The organism is Xylanibacter rarus (assembly GCF_001275135.1).
GTDB lineage: Bacteria > Bacteroidota > Bacteroidia > Bacteroidales > Bacteroidaceae > Prevotella > Prevotella rara.
Window position 1 is genome coordinate 74,943 of record NZ_LFQU01000014.1, and the last position, 20,776, is coordinate 95,718.

Annotated in this window: 17 protein-coding genes; 6 read left to right on the forward strand and 11 right to left on the reverse strand. The window is 44.5% G+C overall.

Going from position 1 to position 20,776, the window contains the following annotated elements; genetic code table 11:
• Positions 1-6 precede the first annotated feature (6 nt).
• The 7 genes from ACU52_RS08455 to radA all read right to left on the reverse strand — a co-directional run bounded on the left by ACU52_RS08455 (position 7) and on the right by radA (position 7,551).
• Complete coding sequence (locus tag ACU52_RS08455; RefSeq protein WP_021854182.1) at positions 7-537, reverse strand: NuoI/complex I 23 kDa subunit family protein; 531 nt, start codon at positions 535-537, stop codon at positions 7-9.
• A gap of 96 nt (positions 538-633) precedes the next feature.
• Positions 634-1,716, reverse strand: coding sequence for an NADH-quinone oxidoreductase subunit NuoH (gene nuoH, locus ACU52_RS08460; RefSeq protein WP_053398488.1), 1,083 nt, complete (start codon positions 1,714-1,716; stop codon positions 634-636).
• Positions 1,717-1,803: 87 nt separating this feature from the next.
• Positions 1,804-3,372 (reverse strand): NADH-quinone oxidoreductase subunit D, encoded by a 1,569-nt coding sequence (locus ACU52_RS08465; RefSeq protein ID WP_021854184.1) that lies wholly within the window; start codon positions 3,370-3,372, stop codon positions 1,804-1,806.
• 14 nt (positions 3,373-3,386) lie between these two features.
• Entirely contained in the window at positions 3,387-4,052 is a 666-nt protein-coding gene (locus ACU52_RS08470; protein ID WP_021854185.1) for an NADH-quinone oxidoreductase subunit B, read from the reverse strand.
• Entirely contained in the window at positions 4,043-4,393 is a 351-nt protein-coding gene (locus tag ACU52_RS08475; protein WP_021854186.1) for an NADH-quinone oxidoreductase subunit A, read from the reverse strand. Before ACU52_RS08475 ends, ACU52_RS08470 begins: the two co-directional genes overlap by 10 nt.
• A 132-nt stretch (positions 4,394-4,525) precedes the next feature.
• Positions 4,526-5,365, reverse strand: coding sequence for an ATPase (locus ACU52_RS08480; RefSeq protein ID WP_053398475.1), 840 nt, complete (start codon positions 5,363-5,365; stop codon positions 4,526-4,528).
• A gap of 794 nt (positions 5,366-6,159) precedes the next feature.
• On the reverse strand, positions 6,160-7,551 hold the full coding sequence (gene radA, locus ACU52_RS08485) for a DNA repair protein RadA (RefSeq protein ID WP_053398476.1): 1,392 nt from the start codon (positions 7,549-7,551) through the stop codon (positions 6,160-6,162).
• A 273-nt stretch (positions 7,552-7,824) separates the two neighbouring features.
• On the opposite strand from radA, the gene ACU52_RS08490 reads away from it, so the two are divergent.
• The gene (locus ACU52_RS08490; RefSeq protein WP_053398477.1) at positions 7,825-8,748 is read left to right on the forward strand and encodes an ABC transporter substrate-binding protein; all 924 of its coding nucleotides are present in this window, start codon (positions 7,825-7,827) and stop codon (positions 8,746-8,748) included.
• A gap of 6 nt (positions 8,749-8,754) precedes the next feature.
• Positions 8,755-10,929: a tetratricopeptide repeat protein gene (locus ACU52_RS08495; RefSeq protein ID WP_053398478.1), complete on the forward strand. Its 2,175-nt coding sequence runs from the start codon at positions 8,755-8,757 to the stop codon at positions 10,927-10,929.
• Positions 10,930-11,124: 195 nt separating this feature from the next.
• On the opposite strand, the gene cls is transcribed toward ACU52_RS08495, so the two are convergent.
• The 3 genes from cls to kdsA are packed head-to-tail and all read right to left on the reverse strand — an operon-like array spanning position 11,125 to position 14,169.
• Positions 11,125-12,384: a cardiolipin synthase gene (cls, locus tag ACU52_RS08500; RefSeq protein WP_053398479.1), complete on the reverse strand. Its 1,260-nt coding sequence runs from the start codon at positions 12,382-12,384 to the stop codon at positions 11,125-11,127.
• Positions 12,385-12,429: 45 nt separating this feature from the next.
• Positions 12,430-13,401, reverse strand: coding sequence for a KpsF/GutQ family sugar-phosphate isomerase (locus tag ACU52_RS08505; protein WP_021854192.1), 972 nt, complete (start codon positions 13,399-13,401; stop codon positions 12,430-12,432).
• Between the two features lie 12 nt (positions 13,402-13,413).
• Positions 13,414-14,169 (reverse strand): 3-deoxy-8-phosphooctulonate synthase, encoded by a 756-nt coding sequence (gene kdsA / locus ACU52_RS08510; RefSeq protein ID WP_021854193.1) that lies wholly within the window; start codon positions 14,167-14,169, stop codon positions 13,414-13,416.
• Between the two features lie 223 nt (positions 14,170-14,392).
• Between kdsA and ACU52_RS08515 the strand changes: the two genes are divergently transcribed.
• Positions 14,393-14,929 carry an outer membrane beta-barrel protein gene (locus ACU52_RS08515; RefSeq protein ID WP_053398480.1) on the forward strand — a complete coding sequence of 179 codons (537 nt, stop codon included), beginning with the start codon at positions 14,393-14,395 and terminating at the stop codon, positions 14,927-14,929.
• 174 nt (positions 14,930-15,103) lie between these two features.
• On the opposite strand, the gene queC is transcribed toward ACU52_RS08515, so the two are convergent.
• Positions 15,104-15,772 carry a 7-cyano-7-deazaguanine synthase QueC gene (gene queC, locus ACU52_RS08520; RefSeq protein ID WP_053398489.1) on the reverse strand — a complete coding sequence of 223 codons (669 nt, stop codon included), beginning with the start codon at positions 15,770-15,772 and terminating at the stop codon, positions 15,104-15,106.
• Between the two features lie 478 nt (positions 15,773-16,250).
• Here queC and ACU52_RS15090 point away from each other — a divergent pair, with 478 nt between their 5' ends.
• From ACU52_RS15090 to ACU52_RS08530, 3 genes are all read left to right on the forward strand, one after another.
• Entirely contained in the window at positions 16,251-16,388 is a 138-nt protein-coding gene (locus ACU52_RS15090; RefSeq protein WP_156316889.1) for a hypothetical protein, read from the forward strand.
• Positions 16,389-16,431: 43 nt separating this feature from the next.
• Entirely contained in the window at positions 16,432-18,501 is a 2,070-nt protein-coding gene (locus tag ACU52_RS08525; RefSeq protein WP_053398481.1) for a fimbrillin family protein, read from the forward strand.
• A 681-nt stretch (positions 18,502-19,182) separates the two neighbouring features.
• Positions 19,183-20,430 (forward strand): phosphoglycerate kinase, encoded by a 1,248-nt coding sequence (locus tag ACU52_RS08530; protein ID WP_021853612.1) that lies wholly within the window; start codon positions 19,183-19,185, stop codon positions 20,428-20,430.
• Positions 20,431-20,776 lie beyond the last annotated feature (346 nt).

The window sequence follows — 20,776 nt, forward strand, 5'->3', positions numbered from 1 at the left end:
CTCCTTTTATTTAATTTTAGTATTAAAGACACCGATCTCCAATGGAGTACCGCCATCCTCGATATTCGGCAATGCAGGCTCAAACTTCTCTTTGTCAAGATGCAAGACCAGCTTGTCTCTTCCAAAGGTTGAGTTCTCAAAGTCGTTCACAAACTTAATGGCCTCATGAGGACATGCGTTTACGCACAACTCACAGAACATACATTCGCCCAAATCATAAATATAATCATCAAGGACACGTTTTTTCTTACCGTCCTCTGTCTCAATTGTCTTCTGTACGACTTTAATCGTACCATTAGGACAAGCCATCTCGCAAAGTTTGCATGCGATGCACTTATTGTTGCCTTCAGCATCCTGTGGCATTATAAGGCGTCCGCGATGGCGCGGCGAAACATGGAGCGTGGTCTTTCTGTTCTCCGGATACTGCTCGGTAACCTTCTTTGTAAGATACTCACGGAAGGTGACACCAAGACCTGTAAGCAAAGACTTCAGACCAAACTTAATTCCACCAAAATAAGATTTATTATTATCTTCCATTATTTTTACGTTAAGAAATTAAAGAATCAATGAACAACAGTTTTCTGCATTTAATCTGTAAATTCAATAATTTTTAATTTTCAGTAATTTAACATCTTAGAAATGCCATCCCAGAGCAACGACGATAGTCATCAGCACAAGGTTAAGCAGACTCAGCGGCATAAGATACTTCCACTCGAGCTTCAGTATCTGGTCGATACGAAGACGAGGATAAGACCACTTGATCCAAAGCAGTATCCATACAAGGAAGAAAGTCTTGGCCAGGAACCATACAATGCCGGGGATGTAATCCATTACGGCATTGAATCCGTCAAGTCCTGCTACATGCAGAGGCATCCATCCTCCGAGGAACACTGTTGACGCAACGCCTGCAATGATAAACATGTTGAGGTATTCAGCCAAGTAGAAGAAACCGAATCCCATACCAGAATACTCTGTATGGTAACCGGCAGTAAGCTCACTCTCAGCCTCAGCCAAGTCGAACGGACCACGGTTAGCCTCAGCATTACCTGCAACGAGGAATACGAGGAAAGCTATAATAGCAGGGATATGGCCTTTGAAAACAAGCCATCCGTCGTTCTGCGACTCAACAATACCAGTCAGGCTCATTGTTCCAGTCAAGGCTACAGCCGTGATAAGGCAGAGGCACAAAGACATCTCATAAGATATCATCTGTACGGCTCCACGCATAGCAGACACAACAGAATACTTGTTGTTAGAACCCCAACCGGCAAGGAAGATACCAACTACACCTATACTTGATATAGCTGTAAGCAGGAATATACCTACGTTGAAATCGAGAATAGCAGCTCCCTTGTTCCATGGCATGAAAGAGAAAGCGCCAACACTTCCGATAAGAACGAGGAACGGAGCTATTGCATACAAAAGCTTATCTGCCTTGTCAACAGGGAAGATTTCTTTTATAAGCATCTTAACCACGTCGGCAAAGACCTGGAAGATACCCCATTTTCCTACGCGCATCGGGCCAAGACGGCACTGGAAGAAGGCGCAGACCTTACGTTCCATATATATAAGCACAATGGCGAGCATGGCATAGGCCATAAGAATAATAAGCCCAACCAAAACGCATTCAATAAGGATTGACAAGAAATTGCCCAATCCCAGAGTATCTCTGAGAAGGCTGTCAAACCACGTTGTTACTATACTAAAATCGAACACTTTGCTTAAATTTAAATATATTATGAAATTCAAATAATAAAAGGCATTCAAGAGCCGTACGGCCATCATGCACTTTTATATTTTTGATTATCTGTCAATATCAGGGATGACGTAGTCGAGAGTTGCACCGATTGATATAAGGTCGGCAATCTTCTCACCGCGGCAAATCTCATCCATGGCTGAAACCAACGGCAATCCCATAGGACGGAACTTGAGTCGGCAAGGATTCTTGCCGCCGTCGCTTCTGAGATAAACACCAATTTCGCCACGGCTGCCCTCACAACTTGTATACCATTCACCTTCAGGAACTTTTATAATAGGCTTCTGCTTGATATAGAAGTCGCCTTCAGGAATGTTGTCGATAAGCTGTTCGAGTATGCGCACGCTCTGCTCCATCTCGTCCATACGAACCATATAACGGTCAAAGCAGTCACCGTTGTTGTAAGTGATTTCATTGAAATCAACCTTGCCGTAGAGGTCGTAAGGATGATACTTTCTGACATCATTGTGCCATCCTGCAGCACGTCCGGTACCTCCGGTACATCCATAAGATATAGCATCCTCCTTAGAGAGCACGCCAACACCCTTGAAACGGTTCTGCAGAATAACGTTGCCTGTAAAGAGGTCGTGATATTCCTTGAACATCGGCTTGATGTACTCACAGAGTTTCTTAACGTTCTTGACAAAGTTCGGGTCGATGTCGGCCTGGCATCCGCCAATACGATAATAGTTCTGAATGAGTCGTCCGCCGGTGGTCTCCTCCATAACGTTAAGCACCTGCTCGCGGTCGCGCATACCATAAATAAATGCAGTGAGCGCTCCGAGGTCCTGAGCACAACAGCTGTAGAACAGCAGGTGAGAGTCAAGACGCTGAAGCTCGTCCATTATGGTGCGGATATACTTAATACGGTCAGAAAGTTCAATGCCCATACCTTCTTCGATAACCGACACAAGCGCATGACGGTTCATCATGGCTGAAAGGTAATCAAGACGGTCGGTCAGAGCCAATGTCTGCGGATATGTATAGCTCTCGCACATCTTCTCTACTCCACGGTGGATATATCCGCAATGAGGATAAACCTTTCTGATAACCTCACCATCGAGGATTGTCTGCAGACGCAGCACACCGTGAGTGGCAGGGTGCTGAGGACCTATGTTTATCACATAATCGTCTTCTGTGAAGAGCTTGTGCTTCGTCTCGCTCAGCGTGCCGTCTTCGTTAAGGTTATACTCAACAGTGTAGTCGGGCTCCGGGTCATCCTCCAATGTATACTTGTTGTTTTCAGGACTCATGTCATAGTCCTTTCTGAAAGGATATCCATTGAAATCTGAACGAAGATACAAGCGGCGCATGTCCTTATGTCCGAGGAACTTTATTCCGTAGAAGTCGTAAACCTCACGTTCAAGCAGGTCGGCGCTCTTCCACAGATTGCTCACTGTTGGGATATAGGCGTTATCGCGGTCGGCATTAACAGCCTTTACGCTCATGCGCTGGTGTGTTTCGGTGTTTTCGAGGATGTAAACAGCTCCCAGTCCTTCTTCACCAAAATCTTCACCTACGATAGTAACGAGGAAGTCGAAATGCTTCTCATTCTTCAGTTTTGCCATCTCGCGGGCAAAATCCTTCAGTTCGAATACTTTATTTTCTAATTTCATTGCTTCCCTTTTAATTATTTAGAAACAGACGAATCAACATCGTTCAGCGCAGCCGATGCCTGCTTCAGTTTTTCTTCGTCAACATCATTACCGTCAACAATGATAGGCTTCTTCTCCTTGTGGTTCACTCCACCGAAGAACTTCTCTATCTTCACCTTTCTCTGAAGCTGCATCATGCCATACAGAATTGCCTCGGGGCGCGGAGGACAGCCCGGAACGTAAACGTCTACAGGCACAATCTCGTCGATTCCCCTCACAACATGATAGCTGCTCTTGAACGGTCCGCCTGATATAGCGCATCCGCCGACGGCAACAACATATTTCGGTTCTGCCATCTGGTCATAAAGGCGCTTGAACACAGGAGCCATTTTATGAGTAATCGTACCGGCACACATTATGAGGTCGGCCTGACGTGGAGAGTTACGTGTAACCTCGAAGCCAAAGCGCGCAAAGTCATAACGGGCGCAACCTACTGCCATAAACTCGATACCACAGCAACTTGTGGCAAAAGTCAATGACCACAAAGAATTTGAGCGTCCCCAGTTGATGGCTTCATCGAGAGAGCCTACAATGACGTTGACTCCGCCCTCATGAAGTTCCTGAATGGTTCTCTCAAGGGTCTCGTTATCCTTAAACTCTGCATAAGGAATACTCTTGATTACTGGTTTCTTTACTTCCATTCCAACGCTCCTTTCCGCCATGCATAAGCAAGGCCAAACACTAAGACTAACAAAAAGAATCCGATACTGACCATAGCCATCACGCCGAACTCCTTAACTACAACGGCCCACGGATAGAGGAATACAGTTTCCACGTCGAAGACCAAGAAAAGGATTGCGAACAGATAGTAGCCCACGTGCACAGGTATCCATGAAGAACCGTGAGTCGGTATACCGCACTCGAATGGCTCTCCCTTAACCTTGTTGTACGTACGCGGACCTATCAACTTAGCGATGACAAAAGCAGCCACTACCAAGAAAACAGCCGTTATCAAAACGGTAACTAACAAGATAAAATACATATATATTTTATTTAAAAAATGTAATTATATACAAACGCATGCAAAGGTACAATTTATTTTGCAAAGATTAATCATAAATACACATTTTTTATTTAGCCAAATAACTTTATCTTTACAAAAAGATGCACCTTATCAACGAGAATGATATGCCACGAGTCCTTCCATCGGACTTTTAAGCACTTTTGCCACCTCAAAACCTTCCATACGCGCTGCCTCTGCCAGCTGACTGCCATAACAATATGCCATGCTGCCGACACAGCCTACGGCATAGCCGTCATGGCTATAGAGGGCAACGTTGCGTCTGAAGAAATTACGGAAATTGTCCACCACGAGCAGCCTTACTCTCTCATCGTCAAGATGCCTGTGAACATACAGCGACATGCTTGCCAGAAAGCGGTTTGGCAGAGGCTCGCGGTAAACCCTGTTTATTATATCCGCAAGCGTAAGTCCCGACTCGCTCAGATAGCCGTCGCGCACGGCATCAGAAACACCGCCCTTGAACATCGCGTTGACAAAGAGCTTGCCCAGCACAGCCCCGCTGCCTTCATCGCCAAGGATATAGCCTAGCGGCGGCACGTTGCCTGTGATGTTCTTACCGTCATACATACACGAGTTTGCCCCTGTACCCAATATGCAGGCAATGCCGGGTTCATCGGCAAACAGGGCACGCGCAGCACCGAGCATGTCGGTTTCTACATCCACCTTTACGGCACCCGGGAAACACTCTGACAATACGCCACGCATCATGGGCTTCATCTCCTCACGGCATCCTGCGCCATAAAAATAGACCTCATCAATATCTCCGGCACACATAACCTTTGAAACCACGTCGTCTGTTATTGTTTTAAGGATAACCGGCGGGGACTGCTGAAAGGGGTTGATGCCCTGCCCCGCCATGCGTTGGACGACACGGCTGCCGTCCATCACACACCAGTCTGTTTTTGTACTTCCGCTGTCAGCGATCAGTTTCATATTTTATAACATTATTTTTTGTTTAAAACATTTCGCAAAGATAAGTATTAAGTCTGAATAACTGCCGTATTTTCATAAAAAACTTTAAGCCCCGCACGGCATTTAACCTGATAAACGGCACATATCCATGCAAATGTGCAAGCATTAATGCTGCATTTGCATCTTGCGCCAACGGGCTTCAACTTACACGGCATTGCCACAGCTGCATAATACTGACGAAGATTTAATCTGCCGAAACAAGAAACGGCAGGACACAAAAACAGCCTCACAACGTTTAGCAGGATAATTCTCTTTTATATAAAAACGGCATACTGATGAACATGCTTCAGCTGTTGGAGACATTGCACGACGGAAGCCAAGAACAGAAAACTTTTTGACGGAAGGCACACCGAACGCAGTAAAAAGTTATTACAATATAAATTTGCGAAATAGAGAAATATATTACACTTTTACATGCAATAAATGACAAAAATATGCCCATATAACGCCAAAATCAGTGTGTTTCAGGGCAAAAACCAATGAATTTCAAGAACTAAACAAGCCAAACAGAGGACCAAAAGCATACATTTTGCAACCTAAAAGGCCACCTTTTAGGCTGTAAAAGCATACCTTTTATAAATTAATGCAACATGGCCTTTCCTTGTGTTTTATGTAACACGCTGTATATAAGCGCATTACATAAAAACATATTAAACAGTATATTTTACGGCTAAGCAACGACTTTGCCGTCAGCATAGCCATTCTGGACACGTTAAACGTCAGAAAAACAGAAAACTCTAAGGCGCCCTACACTGTTATCCGAACAATGCTCTCAGCGCTTCTTCAACCTTGCGCACAGGCACAATCTCTATGTTGCTCTTTGCCTTGTTAAGGCTCTGCATGTTGTTTGCCGGAACTATTATATGCGTAAAGCCAAGCTTCTCTGCCTCAGCCACACGCTGTTCAATACGGCTAACAGGGCGCACCTCACCGCTCAGTCCCACTTCACCTGCCATACACCAGCCGCTCTCGATGGCCGTGTCGACATTGCTCGACAGCACGGCAGCAATAATACTAAGGTCCATCGCAAGATCAGTTACGCGCAGTCCGCCTGCTATGTTTATAAACACGTCTTTCTGCATCAGCTTAAAGCCCACTCTCTTTTCGAGTACGGCCAGAAGCATGTTGAGTCTTCGCTGATCGAAGCTCGTCGCACTGCGCTGCGGCGTTCCGTATGCAGCCGTCGACACGAGCGCCTGCGTCTCTACAAGAAACGGGCGCACGCCTTCAATGGCCGAGGATATGGCCACGCCGCTCAGTCCGTCGTGGTCTTGCGTAAGCAGCAGTTCCGACGGATTGCTCACAGGGCGCAGCCCGTCGTTGCGCATCTCATAAATGCCCAGCTCCGAAGTGCTTCCGAATCGGTTTTTTATTGAGCGCAGAATGCGGTACATATAATGCTGGTCGCCCTCAAACTGTATCACTGTGTCAACGATATGTTCAAGAATCTTCGGTCCGGCCAGGCTTCCTTCCTTGTTGATGTGCCCGATAAGGAGAACAGGTATGCCGCTCGACTTGGCAAAGCGCAACAATGCCGATGCGCACTCGCGCACCTGTGAGATGCTTCCGGCAGAGCTGTCAACGGTCTCGGTGCTTATTGTCTGTATAGAGTCAATGATAACTATCTCCGGCGCTATTTCCTTGATATGTCTGAATATGCTCTCGAGCGAGGTGTCGCAAAGAATCAGGCAACCGTCGTTGTCGCCATGCTCAATGCGGTCGGCACGCATCTTCAGCTGATGGGCGCTTTCCTCACCGCTAACATACAGAATCTTACGTTCGGGCATCCGCAATATCGTCTGAAGCGTGAGCGTGCTCTTTCCTATACCAGGCTCTCCGCCAAGCAGCACTATCGAGCCAGGCACAAGCCCGCCGCCAAGCACTCTGTTCAGCTCGGCGTCGTGCATGTCCATGCGAGGCTCGTCTACGGCCGTTATCTCCGAAAGAGACACGGCGCGGCTCTCGCCGTTTCTTAATGTGCGCCTCACTGTAGCAGCGGCCGACGTGGCAGCCATCTGGCCTGCGTCTGATGATATTCTGATTTCCTTAAACGTGTTCCACTGGCCGCAGCTCGGACACTTGCCAATCCACTTTGCCGACTCCTGACCGCAGTTGGAACATACATAAGCTATCTTGTCTTTAGCCATAACCTTTATATAATATAAAAACGTAAAGGGGGCACATGAAGGCCTTAAAAACGAAAAGTCACTAATCGCCGACATGTCAGGCAATAAACAGACATTCACCGCCCACTATCCTTTTCGATACAAAATTAGTGATTATTTTTTGAGTTACAAAATAAATCGCTAACTTTGCAACATCAATAAATACGGATGACTAATATCGCACATTAATAATAAAACCGGAAGGGCGGCCCGTGTATAAAAGCCGGGCTGCCCTTTTAATCTTTATAAAAAAATATGAAAGCCAAACATATTGTCATTTTCCTACTGTCAACCTTGATTCTTACAGCATGCGGACAATCGTATGAGGAAGCCAGGAAACAGTCAAAGGCCGAATATGAGAAAAGGAAGAAAGAAGACTCGCTGGCACTTAAAGTAGGAGTGCTGCCTACGCTCGACTGTCTCCCCATGTATGTTGCCAAGGAGCAATGTCTCTTCGACACGGCCAAGGCAGACATAAGGCTAAAGCAGTTTATGTCGCAGATTGACTGTGACGCGGCCCTGAAGGCGGAAAAGACTGAAGGCGGAATTACAGACCTGGTAAGAGGACAGCGCATGAAAGCCAAAGGCACCGGTCTCGACTACATCAGTGCCACCAACACTTACTGGCAGCTGATAAGCAACCGCAAGGCGCGTATCAGAAACATAAAGCAGCTTAACGACAAGATGATAGCCATGGCAAGATTTTCTGCCACGGCCCTGCTTGCCGACTATGCCACAGACAGCGTTAAGCTAAAACCGGAAGAGGTGTTCAAGGTGCAGATTAACGACGTAGCGCTAAGGCTGCAGATGCTTCTCAACAACGAGATGGACGCAATGCTGCTGACAGAGCCGCAGGCAACGACGGCACGAATATATAAGAACGACGTGCTCATGGACAGCCGCGACAAGGACATGCGCCTGGGCGTGATAGCATTCAGAAGCAAGGCCATGACAGACAAGAGGAGAAAGCAGCAACTGCAGGAGTTTCTGAAAGGATACAATGCCGCATGCGACACAATAAATAAATATGGGCTGCAGCACTTTGCACCGATATTTGAAAAATATTACAAAATAGACAGCCGTACAATAAAGGCTCTGCCTAAAATCAAATTTGAGCATGCTACGCCTCCAAGGCAGAAAGACATCGACACAGCCGACAAATGGCTTAAAAAACAATAAAGACCTATGGACACGAAGGACATCAAACAGCTTGACAATATAATCAAAGAGCTCGGCAGAAAAAAACTGGGCTACTGCATTCATTCCACACGGTCGTTTGTAAGCGCACATCCATACATGATGTATGACGATGAACTTGAAAACATCGAGCGCGACTATAACCTGATGCTGGAATATATGAAGCGGGGCTTCAACGATCCGCAGCGCAAGGATATTTACAGCAAACTGCTGGCAAGGCTATACAATTTCGTTAGCAACCTGCGCATAGCGTATATGGCCCAGAACATATCTTTTTACACCGAAGCCACACGAAAGTCTGTCAATCAGTCTTTCTCCGAAGAGCGTATCAAGACAGCTCTCGAGACTTTTGTTACAGATGTTGCCATGCTAAGTCTTGAGCCTGAACCTGCAAGGACAGAAAAGAGCAAAGAGATTTACCGTCGCCACAACGATTTCATACAGGCCCTGTTCGGCTATATCATAGTTTCAAGACAATGGACCGACAACGAGCGTGATTTCTTTGAAGGCATACTGCTGTCGCCCGCCACAGACATCATTGACGCGCAGCTGATTACAAGTGCGATAATGCTGGCCACGATGAACAACATGGACATAAACAAGTTTCATGTTCTGATCAACGTCTATAAGAAGACAACCGACATCAAGCTGCGTCAGCGGGCACTGGTCGGATGGGTGTTTGCGCTTTCAGCCGGTCCGCGACTGCATCCGCAGATGCGGGAGATGGTAGTTTCTGTACTTGAAGGCAACGGCGTGGCAAACGAGATAGCCGACCTGCAGAAGCAGATAATATTCTGCATGAACGCCGAACAGGACAACAACACCATTCAGCGCGACATAATGCCGGAGCTGATGAAGAACAATAACCTGAACATTACACGATTCGGCATTACCGAGAAAGAAGACGACCCGATGAACGACATCTTTGATCCGGGTGCGTCAGACCGTGCAATGGAGAAAATGGAAGAGAGTTTCCAAAAGATGATGAACATGCAGAAAGCAGGCTCAGACATCTATTTCGGAGGTTTCTCTCAGATGAAGCGTTTCCCGTTCTTCTATCATGCAGCCAACTGGTTCTGTCCTTTCTACCTTGAGCATCCGGAAATATCATCTACGGTTGACAAGCTGAAAGACACTCCGTTGCTGACAAACATTCTAAACAACGGCCCGTTCTGCGACAGCGACAAATATTCGTTCACGCTTGCCGTGGCATCTGTCATCAGTCATATACCGGCCAACATGCGCGAGATGTTCAACACGAAAGAGGCTCTCGGCCAGACAGTCAGCGATGAAGACCAAAGGCAGCCGGCATATATACGACGCATGATTCTGCAGGATATGTATCGTTTCTTCCGCCTTTTCCATCAGCGCGGACAACTTGTAAACCCGTTCGACAAGTCGAACTCTATATTTGTTGCCGATGACCTTTTCAATGGAACAGAAATACAGAAGGTGCTTCCCGACCTGTGCTATTTCATGCTTAAGCACAAGAACAAGAATGCCCTGGAGCATCTGCTGCCTAAATATAACGACACGAACGACTCTAAATGCATGCTGATTCACGGCATCTATGAACTTAATTATTGCGGCAACCCTAAATCTGCAGCAGAATATCTCGAAAGGTCTCTGGAACTTCAGCCTGACAACCGGCGTGCCAAGTCGATGCTCGCACGTGCCTGCTTTGAAGCAGAAAACTATGATGATGCGGCTAAATTGTACGAGGTTCTGTATAACGAGAACCCACAAAGCCAGGCAAACGCACTTAACTATTGTGTTGCATTGTCAAAAGCCGAAAGATACTCTGAGGCTACCAACTTGCTGTTTAAGCTCGACATAGAGTATCCCGACTCTATTCCGGTAACAAGAGTTCTTGCATGGAACCTTATGGGACTTGACAAACTTCAACAGGCAGAAAAGGCATACAGGCGCATACTGAAGAGCAACGACACAGAAAATGGCGACTGGCTAAATGCCGGATACTGCCAATGGCTTCTCGGAAACATAAGCGAAGCCGTAGAGATGTTTAAGAAGTTCATGTCTTGCCAAAGTAAGGATACGTCAACAACCTTATACGACGAGTTGGCAAAAGACAGAAAATTCCTGCTTTCACACGGCATTGATGAAATTGACATCTTGCTGATGACAGACCTGATAAAGGAATAAAGGGAATTATCTGTTTTCTTTGTAATTTCAAAATTGTCGCGCAAACTATAAGAAAAAATCTTATAATTTGCGCGACATCTTTATTTATTAATCTATAGCCACACACATGTTAACGGCAATAGTCAGAACATTGTGGTCTTTGACTAAATGGCAGACCAGGCCAAAACAAATTATCATCTGCCGGCAAACGACCTACTACAAGAACGGAGTGAGCAGACTGGCAAACCATCCGACAAACTTCTGCCACGGAGTTCGCCATTCATCCCATGTCTCTTCTGTCAGCTTAAACGATTCGGCCTTGTCCCTTTCAAACATATCGTTAAGCTCTTTTGTCGTACACGGATCTATGATTACAGCATTTTCTTCATAGTCAAAGTTAAGACTTCTGGCATTCAAATTAGCACTTCCAACTGTGCAGAAACGCCCGTCTACCATTATGATCTTCGTATGATGAAATCCTTTCTTATATATCCATACATCCACACCATGCTGCATAAGATTATGCACGTTATAAAAGACACAGTCAGGAGTAAGCGGAATATCACTATGGGCAGAAACCATAATCTCTACCTTTACGCCTCGCTTGACGGCATTGCGCAAGGCCCGTTTCAGTGTATTGTTAAGAGTAAGATAAGGATTTACCAGTTTTATGCTGTCCTTGGCCTCATTGATGGCATCAGTATAGAACTTGCGTATAATCTTATTCGTCACACGCGGTTCGCGGTTTATAATGCCTACCATCTTCTTTCCTGCCGTACAACATGTATCTGGCTTCAGTCCTGTGATATAGTCGGCACCATGATAACCACGATAATATTTTGCGCCATACACATTCTGACCTGTCACTTTATTCCACATACGTAGGAATATCTTCTGCAGGGTGTTCACTTCATCCCCTTCAATACGGCAATGCATGTCGCGCCATTCGCCAACGACCTCAGTTCCGTTGATATAATAGTCGGCCACATTCATTCCGCCCGTGTATGCTATTTTACCGTCTATTACGACAATTTTACGGTGGTCACGATGGAACACATGATTCACCCAGGGAAAGTTTACCGGATCAAACTCATATATTTCAATCCCCACTGAACGCATCTGCTTAAGGTGCTTACGCTTCAGCGGCCGGTTGTTTGAATCATTACCGAAACCGTCAAACAAGGCTCTCACCTCAACACCTTCTTTCGCCTTTTGCGCCAAAAGACGAAACAGCAAAGATGCTATTGAGTCATTACGGAAATTAAAATATTCAAGATGTACGCTGCTCCGTGCCTGTCGTATGGCCTGAAACATATCGTCGAACTTCTCCTGTCCGCTCATCAAAAGTGTAACGGAATTGTTATGAGAGAATGTTATGCCCTCATCGCGCAAATTCTCAACAATTAACGAGTCAGAAGTCTGTGCACAGACGTTACACGTAAAAAATAATAATACTGAAAAAATACAAATCTTCATACCTTATAAAAACAGCGCCTGCCCCAAAGCAGGCGCTATACATTATCACAACATACAGCGATAATGGTCAACGACTCCTAAAAGCCGATTGTTGTCGTCAACCACCAGCACCGAATGTATCTTATACTTGTTCATTATATTCTGAATGTCACTAATCTTAGTCTGCGGCGAAACTACCTTCGGTGTACGCGTCATAATATCACTGACAGTGCGGTCAAAGAATTCCGCCTGCCATTTTTCCATAGCCCTACGGATATCGCCATCTGTTATCAGACCGACAATCTTGTCGTCTACGACAGCCACAGCCAGACCAAGTTTGCATTTGCTCACATGGATTATAGCTTCACCAAGATGCATCGTCGGCGGAACGACAGGCATATCATCTGTACGCATAACATCGTATGCCGTTGTCAAAAGACGCTTTCCAAGTTCGCCTCCGGGATGGAACTGAGCAAAATCTCTTGGCTTGAAATCCCGTACACGCATAAGGGCAACAGCCAAAGCATCGCCCATAACAAGAGTAGCAGTCGTGCTGCTCGTTGGTGCAAGATTAAGCGGACACGCCTCTTTCTCTACCTGCACATGAAGATGCACCGTGCTATATTTAGCCAACAACGAACCGGGATTTCCGCTCATGCCAATAATAGGAATGTTCATGTGAAGCACCATCGGGATAAAGCGCAATAGTTCATCCGTCTGTCCGGAGTAGCTTATGGCCAAGACGACATCATCCTTTGTCATAACTCCGAGGTCGCCATGATAGACATCCAGCGGATTAATGAAGAATGACGGTGTTCCGGTACTTGACAATGTTGCAGCTATTTTGGCACCAATATGCCCGCTCTTACCAACTCCAGTAACTATCACTTTGCCATGGCATCCATACATCAAGGCAACGGCCTTATCGAAGTTATCATCCAATTGCGGAAGAAGTTCCATTACGGCCTGAGCCTCATCCTTTATACACTGGACGGCATACTCTCTTACATGAGTTAATCTTTCGTTAGCGACCATCATAAAATAAATACTTTATTTACAAATACTTTCAATAACTTTTTCCAAATCGTCAATACATAACATGTTTGGACCATCGCTCAATGCCTTATCAGGATCTGGATGTACTTCAAAAAAGTATCCGGTTGCACCAAAAGCCTTGGCAGCAAGAGCCATTGACGGCACGAAACGTCTGTCGCCAGAAGTCTTGCCTCCTCCACCGCCTGGTCTCTGCACGCTGTGCGTACAATCCATTATGACAGTGGGAACGATGTCGAGCATATCGGAAATATTCCTAAAATCCACCACAAGATTATTATAGCCATACATATTGCCGCGTTCGGTAAGCCATACATCTACTGCACCTGCATCCTTTGCTTTCTCCACAGGATAAACCATATCCTTTCCGCTTAAGAATTGCGCTTTTTTGATGTTGACAATGCGTCCTGTCTTGGCCGCAGCAACAAGCAGATCAGTCTGCCGGCAAAGGAATGCCGGTATCTGAATAACGTCAGCCACCTCTCCAACTGGCTTAGCCTGCCAGCTCTCATGTATATCTGTCAATATCCTCAAGCCATACCGTTCTTTTATGTCTGATAGCATCTGCAGTCCGCGGTCGATACCGGGACCACGGAAAGAACTGATTGAAGTACGGTTCGCCTTATCAAAAGACGACTTGAAAATAATATCAGTGTTAAACTTCTTGTTTATACGCACAAGACACTCTGCCACACGATTTAATAAATCCTGCGACTCTATAACACATGGGCCTGCTATGAAAACTCGCTGCATCTTAAAAGTTTCACATATTGATTAAGATTTGCAAAGATAAATAATTTGTCCGTTTATTCCAAATATTTAACACATATTGCCAAAACGCACAAAAAAACGGGATAAAACATTTGCTAATGTTAAATTAAATATCCATCTTTGCAATCACATGCATGCTGTTTTGGTAAACGGCCTGCATAAAAACAATAGTTAATTAACCATTAAAGAAAAGAAAGGATTTAGTATGAAGAAATTTTTCATGACTTTAGCTGTCGTTATGATTGCTGTATGCGCTAACGCACAGGTTTATTTAGGTGGTAATGTTGGTATTGCAAGTGTTGATTACGGCGGCGACGACGATGAAACAATCTATAGCCTGCTTCCTGAAATTGGATATAAGTTCAACGACAACTGGGCTGCCGGTGTTATGTTCGGATGGTCTAAGGCAGGACTCCAGATTGACAATGGCGAGTTTGCTACATCAGAGCGTCTTACTACTCACACATTTGAAATCAGCCCCTATGCACGTTATACATTCCTGCACAGCAAACTTATCAATGTATTCTGTGAAGGTGGTTTCGGATACAAGCACTACAACGGAGCTGACGACGTATTGTCTATAGGATTGAAACCGGGCGTTGAGCTCAAGGTTGACAAATTTAGCCTTGTTGCACGTGTTGGCTTCATCGGATATACAAAGAACGACAACACAGACGTAAGTGCCTGGGGTATGGACTTCGACGGAAACAATATTTCATTAGGTGTATATTATAACTTCTAAGTTTCTAATAATAACACAAAATAGAAAACAGGTTGCGTCTTATTTGACGCAACCTGTTTTTTTATATCTGCAAAAATTAATATCCAAAGTGCAAATCCAGACACTTCAATTTGGCAAAGCCAACATGATTTATACGAACCTACAGCCTGTATAAACCTATATTAATATGTAAAATCAATAATACTGATGCCAACCTTCATATATGGTAGGATCATCTATCCCGGCATCACGCAAAGCTTCTTTACGTTCAACACAGGTGCCGCACTTGCCACAATGCTTCTCTCCGCCCTTATAGCAGCTCCATGTCTCTGCATAGTTTATGCCTAAAGCCTTTCCCCTGCGTGCAATATCCGTCTTGGTTATATCGGTATATGGAGCCATGACCTCAATGCCCGGATAAGTTCCAAGTCTTGTAGCGTCGCTCATCGCCTTGATAAAGTCAGCACGGCAGTCAGGATAAATGGCATGGTCGCCGCCATGATTTGCAATCAACACATATTTAAGTCCGTTGCTCTCCGCTATACCGGCAGCAATAGAAAGCATAATGCCGTTTCGGAATGGCACCACCGTAGACTTCATGTTTTCAGCCTCATAATGGCCTTCGGGTATAGCCTCCGCTCCCTCAAGCAACGAACTTTTAAAATACTTGCCCATGAAATCCAGGTCAATAACAATGTGCTTTATTCCTAATCTTTCACAATGCAACTTTGCAAATGCAATTTCACGCTTATTATGGTTGCTGCCATAATCGAAAGAAATACCCAAAGCTATCCGCTCCCTCATTTCATACAGCAGCGTAACGCTGTCCATTCCACCGCTCACGATAATAATAGAATCTTTCATATCGTCTATATTTTTTATATTATAATCATCAAAATAAGCACAAGACACACAACGTGCCAACTAAACACGCCGGCAAATCAACGTAAACTACGTTCTTGCGTTTTTTTATTTATGGCGTAAAATTAATAATAAAAAATGTAAATCTGATATATTTCAGCTATAAATTTACACATAAAGTTAATTCTGTTTATACACTACTATTACTATGCATTGCCACTATCATACACTAAAAGCCGTTTCCGTAAGCATGCCAAGTCTACTTGTTAAAAAGTTTCATCAAATTTACAAAAAATAACACTAAATATAGCAGACATAGCAAAAAACCTCATACCTTTGTTTTACCGCAGACGAATAACATCATATTATTAAAACCGCAATAAGATTAACGATTAAAAAGCAAAACGCACAAAGTCATTACAATATACAATATGATTTTTACCTGAATAAGCCTATAACAATAATTTAAAATTATAAAATTATGAAAACTAAAGAAGAAAATTACGAATCACCATCATGCAAAACCATCGAAATTGAAGCAGAACAGATTATCTGTGGAAGCGGAGACGGTAAAACAGCCACACACGAAGGCTTTGAAGAAGAAGAATATGAATGGTAAGTATATTTCAGACAAGAAATTAAAGACATAAACTTAGACAAAAATGACAAGCAACACTAATATGATCAGCATTCTGTGTTTTGCAGCAATGCTGACTGCATTTGTGTCGTGTACCGAAGACGAAAAGGACGACACACAATCAGGCAAAAAAGTTTTTACAAGTTTTGTTGCGGGCTCAGGCAGCATAACCCGCACTCAGCTCACTGAAGGCAACAGCGTTGAATGGGAAACTGGTGATGAAATTTCATTATTCGACCCGTCTGACAACAACCGCTTCAGCACATCACAAAGCGGACCATCTGTTACGTTTACCGGTATGGCAGACGAAACGAGTTCAACGTATTACGCTCTGTATCCTTATGATGCGAAGGCTACAATTTCAGGCACAACAATAACTACATCGCTTAATGCCACTCAGACATCAAGAACAGGGAGTTTTGCCAAAGGCCTTAATCCATCAGTAGCAACAACCACCAACAGGGAACTGGTATTCAAGAACACATGCGCCGTGGTGAAGTTCACACTGAACAGCGGCAACAATGTGGTGAAAAAGGCAGTGTTCAGAGGCAATGGCGGAGAACCCTTAGCCGGCACCATTGTAATAGATGCAGCATCAAACGATCCTTCGGCTTCAGTACAGGCAGAGGGAGCAGCTTCAGAAGTGACGCTTACGGGCAACTTCATTTCAGGCAGTACATACTATCTCGTTGTAGCACCGGGCACGCTAAGCAACGGACTGACTCTGACATTATATGATGAAAACGGCAATGGCTACATGCGTTCAGGCAAGAAAGAAACAAATCTTACTGCCGGACACATACTTGATTTAGGTACGATAAATGCCGAAACATTTGCTTCATACTCTAAAACGGACGGCACATACCACATATTCAACGCCGCCGGCCTGGAGGAATGGGCAAAACAAGAAGACTGCCTTACAAGCAACGTTGTCATAGAAAACAACATTGACATGTCCGGTATAAGCTGGACACCAGTCGGCACAAATATGCAAAACGGATATTCAGGCGACTTCAACGGGAACAACAAAACTATCAACGGCTTAAGCATAAAGAGCGAAGCCTCAAACATAGGGTTCTTCAGCGGACTGGCCTCCAATGCCAAAGTGCATGACATCAAATTTACAAATGCATCGGTAGAAGGAAACCTATCTTCATCGTATGCCGGCGTTGTTGCAGGTGCAAGCTTCGGAATAATCAACAATTGCGACATAAGCAAAGCTACGGTAACAGGATATTGCGCGGGGGCGATAACGGGCAACAACAGCGTGCAGGTTAACAACTGCGACGTATCAGACGCAACCGTCAGTGCAAATAACATCGCCGGAGGCATTGCCGCTTTAAGTTACGGTAAAATTGAATACTGCACAGTATCTGGCAGTTCTACAATTACAGCTGGCGGCACCAGCTCACGTGCAGGAGGCATCGTAGGCTCAACATCGCAAGAAAGTGGAGTTGAGACAAGCGGCAGACTATTGAAATGTGCCGTAGACGGCGCAACCATATCAGGCGTATTGGCCGGAGGCATTGCCGGAGAAAGCAGTTTCGGAATTGTAGCCCAATGCGTGGCAAACCGTTTAAACATAACATCAAGCACATCAAAAGAAAGTGTGCGTCTTGGCGGCATTGTTGGCTATAACACACGTGGAGATGTCGTAGCCAGCTACTCCGCCTACTCAACCATTGGAGACGCATCTTTACAGGCAGAGGCCATGGGAGGAATTGTCGGTTATAACTACAACGAATCAGCCTATGTTTATGGTTGCTATTCAACCCATGTGGGATTTTACGGCAGTGTCAGCGGTGAAGAATCAGGCATAGGCTCTATCGCAGGATATACAAGCGGACATGTCACATCTTGCTATGCAGTGCTGCCTGACGGCATTACAGCCATAAAGCTTGTCGGCAAATCCACACCATATACTCTTGACCATTGCGTTGAAGCCGGAGAAAACAATTACGAAGCACTAATCGATAACGTAACAGACCTTAATGCTGCCGACGGCTCTACATGGAAAGCAGAGAACATATGGAAACTGACAGCAGGAACAACTCCTGCAATTGAATCAGAATATATCGGGGAAAACGCCAACTAAGCGTTGTCGTGAAACCGCAAGCAAAAGAACATCCCCATCAAATATCTTATTCATAAAGAGATGATGGGGATGTTTTTTATCCCAAATCTGCCACTAGGATTCGGTCTGTATTTTTGCTTTATATTGAGCGGATTTTCATTATATTTTTCGCAGGCACAGTGGACTATGTCAAGAAAAATATGACAAAAAGACGCCAATAGAAACAAAAAGACAGGCTGAAAGCATCAATGCCAAAAATTGATAAAGTAATATGCGGTCTAATTTCCGATTTAGGTTTATGCCTTCAGACAAAGCTTTCTAATCAGGAACTATCAGACATGGCTGCAAGTTACACAGCTTGCAGAAAGATGGAACGCTCATAATTGCCTTTGAAATTCCAGCATTCAGCATAACGGCATGTACGCATTAAGACCGCAGCACACCCAAAATTCAAAAGTGAAGAAATAATATATCACATAGGAATAAAAAAATCAGCAGACAGTTAACACCAGAGGTTTGCAATAACGACAAAGAAATATTTAATGCCCGATTGCTAAGCAGAGGTTACATTCAGATTAACATCATGTCAAAAATTTTAAAATAATCATTTACACTTAATTGTATATCAATTAAAATTGCTAACTTTGCGTGCAAAATAAAAACTGACAGTTTATAACTTATATAAAATAAATAGAAACTAATATGAAAATCGATCAATTCAATTTTGCCGGTAAGAAGGCTATTGTCCGTGTTGACTTCAATGTGCCATTGGATGAAAATGGTAACGTTACAGACGACACACGTATCCGTGGTGCCCTGCCTACACTGAAGAAAATTCTTGCAGACGGTGGTAGCGTTATTATGATGAGCCACATGGGCAAGCCAAAAGGTAAGGTTAACCCTAAAATGTCACTCAGCCAGATTGTTAAGAACGTTTCTGAGCACCTGGGCGTTGAAGTGAAATTTGCCCCTGACTGCGCAAATGCAAGTGCTGAAGCTTCTGCCCTGAAACCAGGAGAGGCACTTCTGCTCGAGAATCTGCGTTTCTATCCTGAAGAAGAGGGAAAACCCGTAGGAATAGACAAAGAAGACCCTGCATACGATGCTGCAAAGAAAGAAATGAAAGAGCGTCAGAAAGAATTTGCAAAGAAACTTGCTTCTTACGCTGACTGCTACGTAATGGACGCATTCGGTACAGCTCACCGCAAGCACGCATCAACAGCTGTTATCGACGAATACTTTGACGGCGACCACAAGATGCTGGGATATTTGATGGAAAAAGAGGTTAACGCCGTTGACAATGTTCTCAGCAACATCAAGCGTCCGTTCACTGCCATCATGGGTGGTTCTAAGGTATCTACAAAGATTGGTATCATCGAGAACCTGCTCGGAAAAGTTGACAACCTGATTCTGTGCGGTGGTATGACATATACATTCGCAAAGGCTCAGGGCGGTAAGATTGGTAACTCTATCTGCGAGAACGACAAGCTGGACGTTGCTCTTGATGTTATCAAGAAGGCAAAAGAGAACAACGTTAACTTGGTTCTGGGTACAGACTGCGTTGCTGCTGACGACTTCTCTAACGATGCAAACACACAGGTTTGCATGTCTGACAACATTCCCGAAGGCTGGGAAGGCATGGACGCAGGTCCTGAGACACGCAAGGCATTTGCTGATGCAATCAAAGACGCCAAGACAATTCTGTGGAACGGTCCTGCCGGTGTATTTGAGTTTGAGAAATTCACAGACGGTTCAAGAGCAATTGCTGAGGCTATAGCAGAAGCTACATCTAAGGGAGCATTCTCTCTCATAGGCGGTGGCGACTCTGTTGCTTGTATCAACAAGTTTGGTATGGCAGACAAAGTGTCATACATCTCTACCGGTGGTGGTGCTCTGCTCGAAGCTATCGAAGGAAAAGTTCTTCCCGGTGTTGCAGCTATCAACGAATAATATATTCTTAAACAGCATAAATAAAGGCGTCTGTAATTACTACAGATGCCTTTTTATTTTTATTATATCCACAAAGCACTTTTCTTAGCGCCTATACATAAAATTGTTGCTTGGAAAAATATGCGTATCAAATATAAAGTATTGACAACCAATAACAGTTACAAGTTTAACAGAAGTCAACTTTAATCAGGGAAAGGACTCTTTGAAGTCAACCAAATTTAGAAAAAGACAATGCAATAACTGTAAAAAACGTTTTTAAGAAACTCATCACTCGTCACATCATAGCATAACTGCCTGTGATCCAAACATTTGCAGTGTGACGAGTTAAGATTTCAACTCATCACAC

What these genes read in the sequence shown, in the direction of transcription:
- ACU52_RS08455 (WP_021854182.1), bottom strand. Translation starts at nt 537, where the DNA reads ATGGAAGATAATAATAAATCTTATTTTGGTGGAATTAAGTTTGGTCTG.
- ACU52_RS08465 (WP_021854184.1), bottom strand. Translation starts at nt 3,372, where the DNA reads ATGAAATTAGAAAATAAAGTATTCGAACTGAAGGATTTTGCCCGCGAG.
- ACU52_RS08470 (WP_021854185.1), bottom strand. Translation starts at nt 4,052, where the DNA reads ATGGAAGTAAAGAAACCAGTAATCAAGAGTATTCCTTATGCAGAGTTT.
- ACU52_RS08475 (WP_021854186.1), bottom strand. Translation starts at nt 4,393, where the DNA reads ATGTATTTTATCTTGTTAGTTACCGTTTTGATAACGGCTGTTTTCTTG.
- ACU52_RS08480 (WP_053398475.1), bottom strand. Translation starts at nt 5,365, where the DNA reads ATGAAACTGATCGCTGACAGCGGAAGTACAAAAACAGACTGGTGTGTG.
- radA (WP_053398476.1), bottom strand. Translation starts at nt 7,551, where the DNA reads ATGGCTAAAGACAAGATAGCTTATGTATGTTCCAACTGCGGTCAGGAG.
- ACU52_RS08490 (WP_053398477.1), top strand. Translation starts at nt 7,825, where the DNA reads ATGAAAGCCAAACATATTGTCATTTTCCTACTGTCAACCTTGATTCTT.
- ACU52_RS08495 (WP_053398478.1), top strand. Translation starts at nt 8,755, where the DNA reads ATGGACACGAAGGACATCAAACAGCTTGACAATATAATCAAAGAGCTC.
- cls (WP_053398479.1), bottom strand. Translation starts at nt 12,384, where the DNA reads ATGAAGATTTGTATTTTTTCAGTATTATTATTTTTTACGTGTAACGTC.
- ACU52_RS08505 (WP_021854192.1), bottom strand. Translation starts at nt 13,401, where the DNA reads ATGATGGTCGCTAACGAAAGATTAACTCATGTAAGAGAGTATGCCGTC.
- kdsA (WP_021854193.1), bottom strand. Translation starts at nt 14,169, where the DNA reads ATGCAGCGAGTTTTCATAGCAGGCCCATGTGTTATAGAGTCGCAGGAT.
- ACU52_RS08515 (WP_053398480.1), top strand. Translation starts at nt 14,393, where the DNA reads ATGAAGAAATTTTTCATGACTTTAGCTGTCGTTATGATTGCTGTATGC.
- queC (WP_053398489.1), bottom strand. Translation starts at nt 15,772, where the DNA reads ATGAAAGATTCTATTATTATCGTGAGCGGTGGAATGGACAGCGTTACG.
- ACU52_RS15090 (WP_156316889.1), top strand. Translation starts at nt 16,251, where the DNA reads ATGAAAACTAAAGAAGAAAATTACGAATCACCATCATGCAAAACCATC.
- ACU52_RS08525 (WP_053398481.1), top strand. Translation starts at nt 16,432, where the DNA reads ATGACAAGCAACACTAATATGATCAGCATTCTGTGTTTTGCAGCAATG.
- ACU52_RS08530 (WP_021853612.1), top strand. Translation starts at nt 19,183, where the DNA reads ATGAAAATCGATCAATTCAATTTTGCCGGTAAGAAGGCTATTGTCCGT.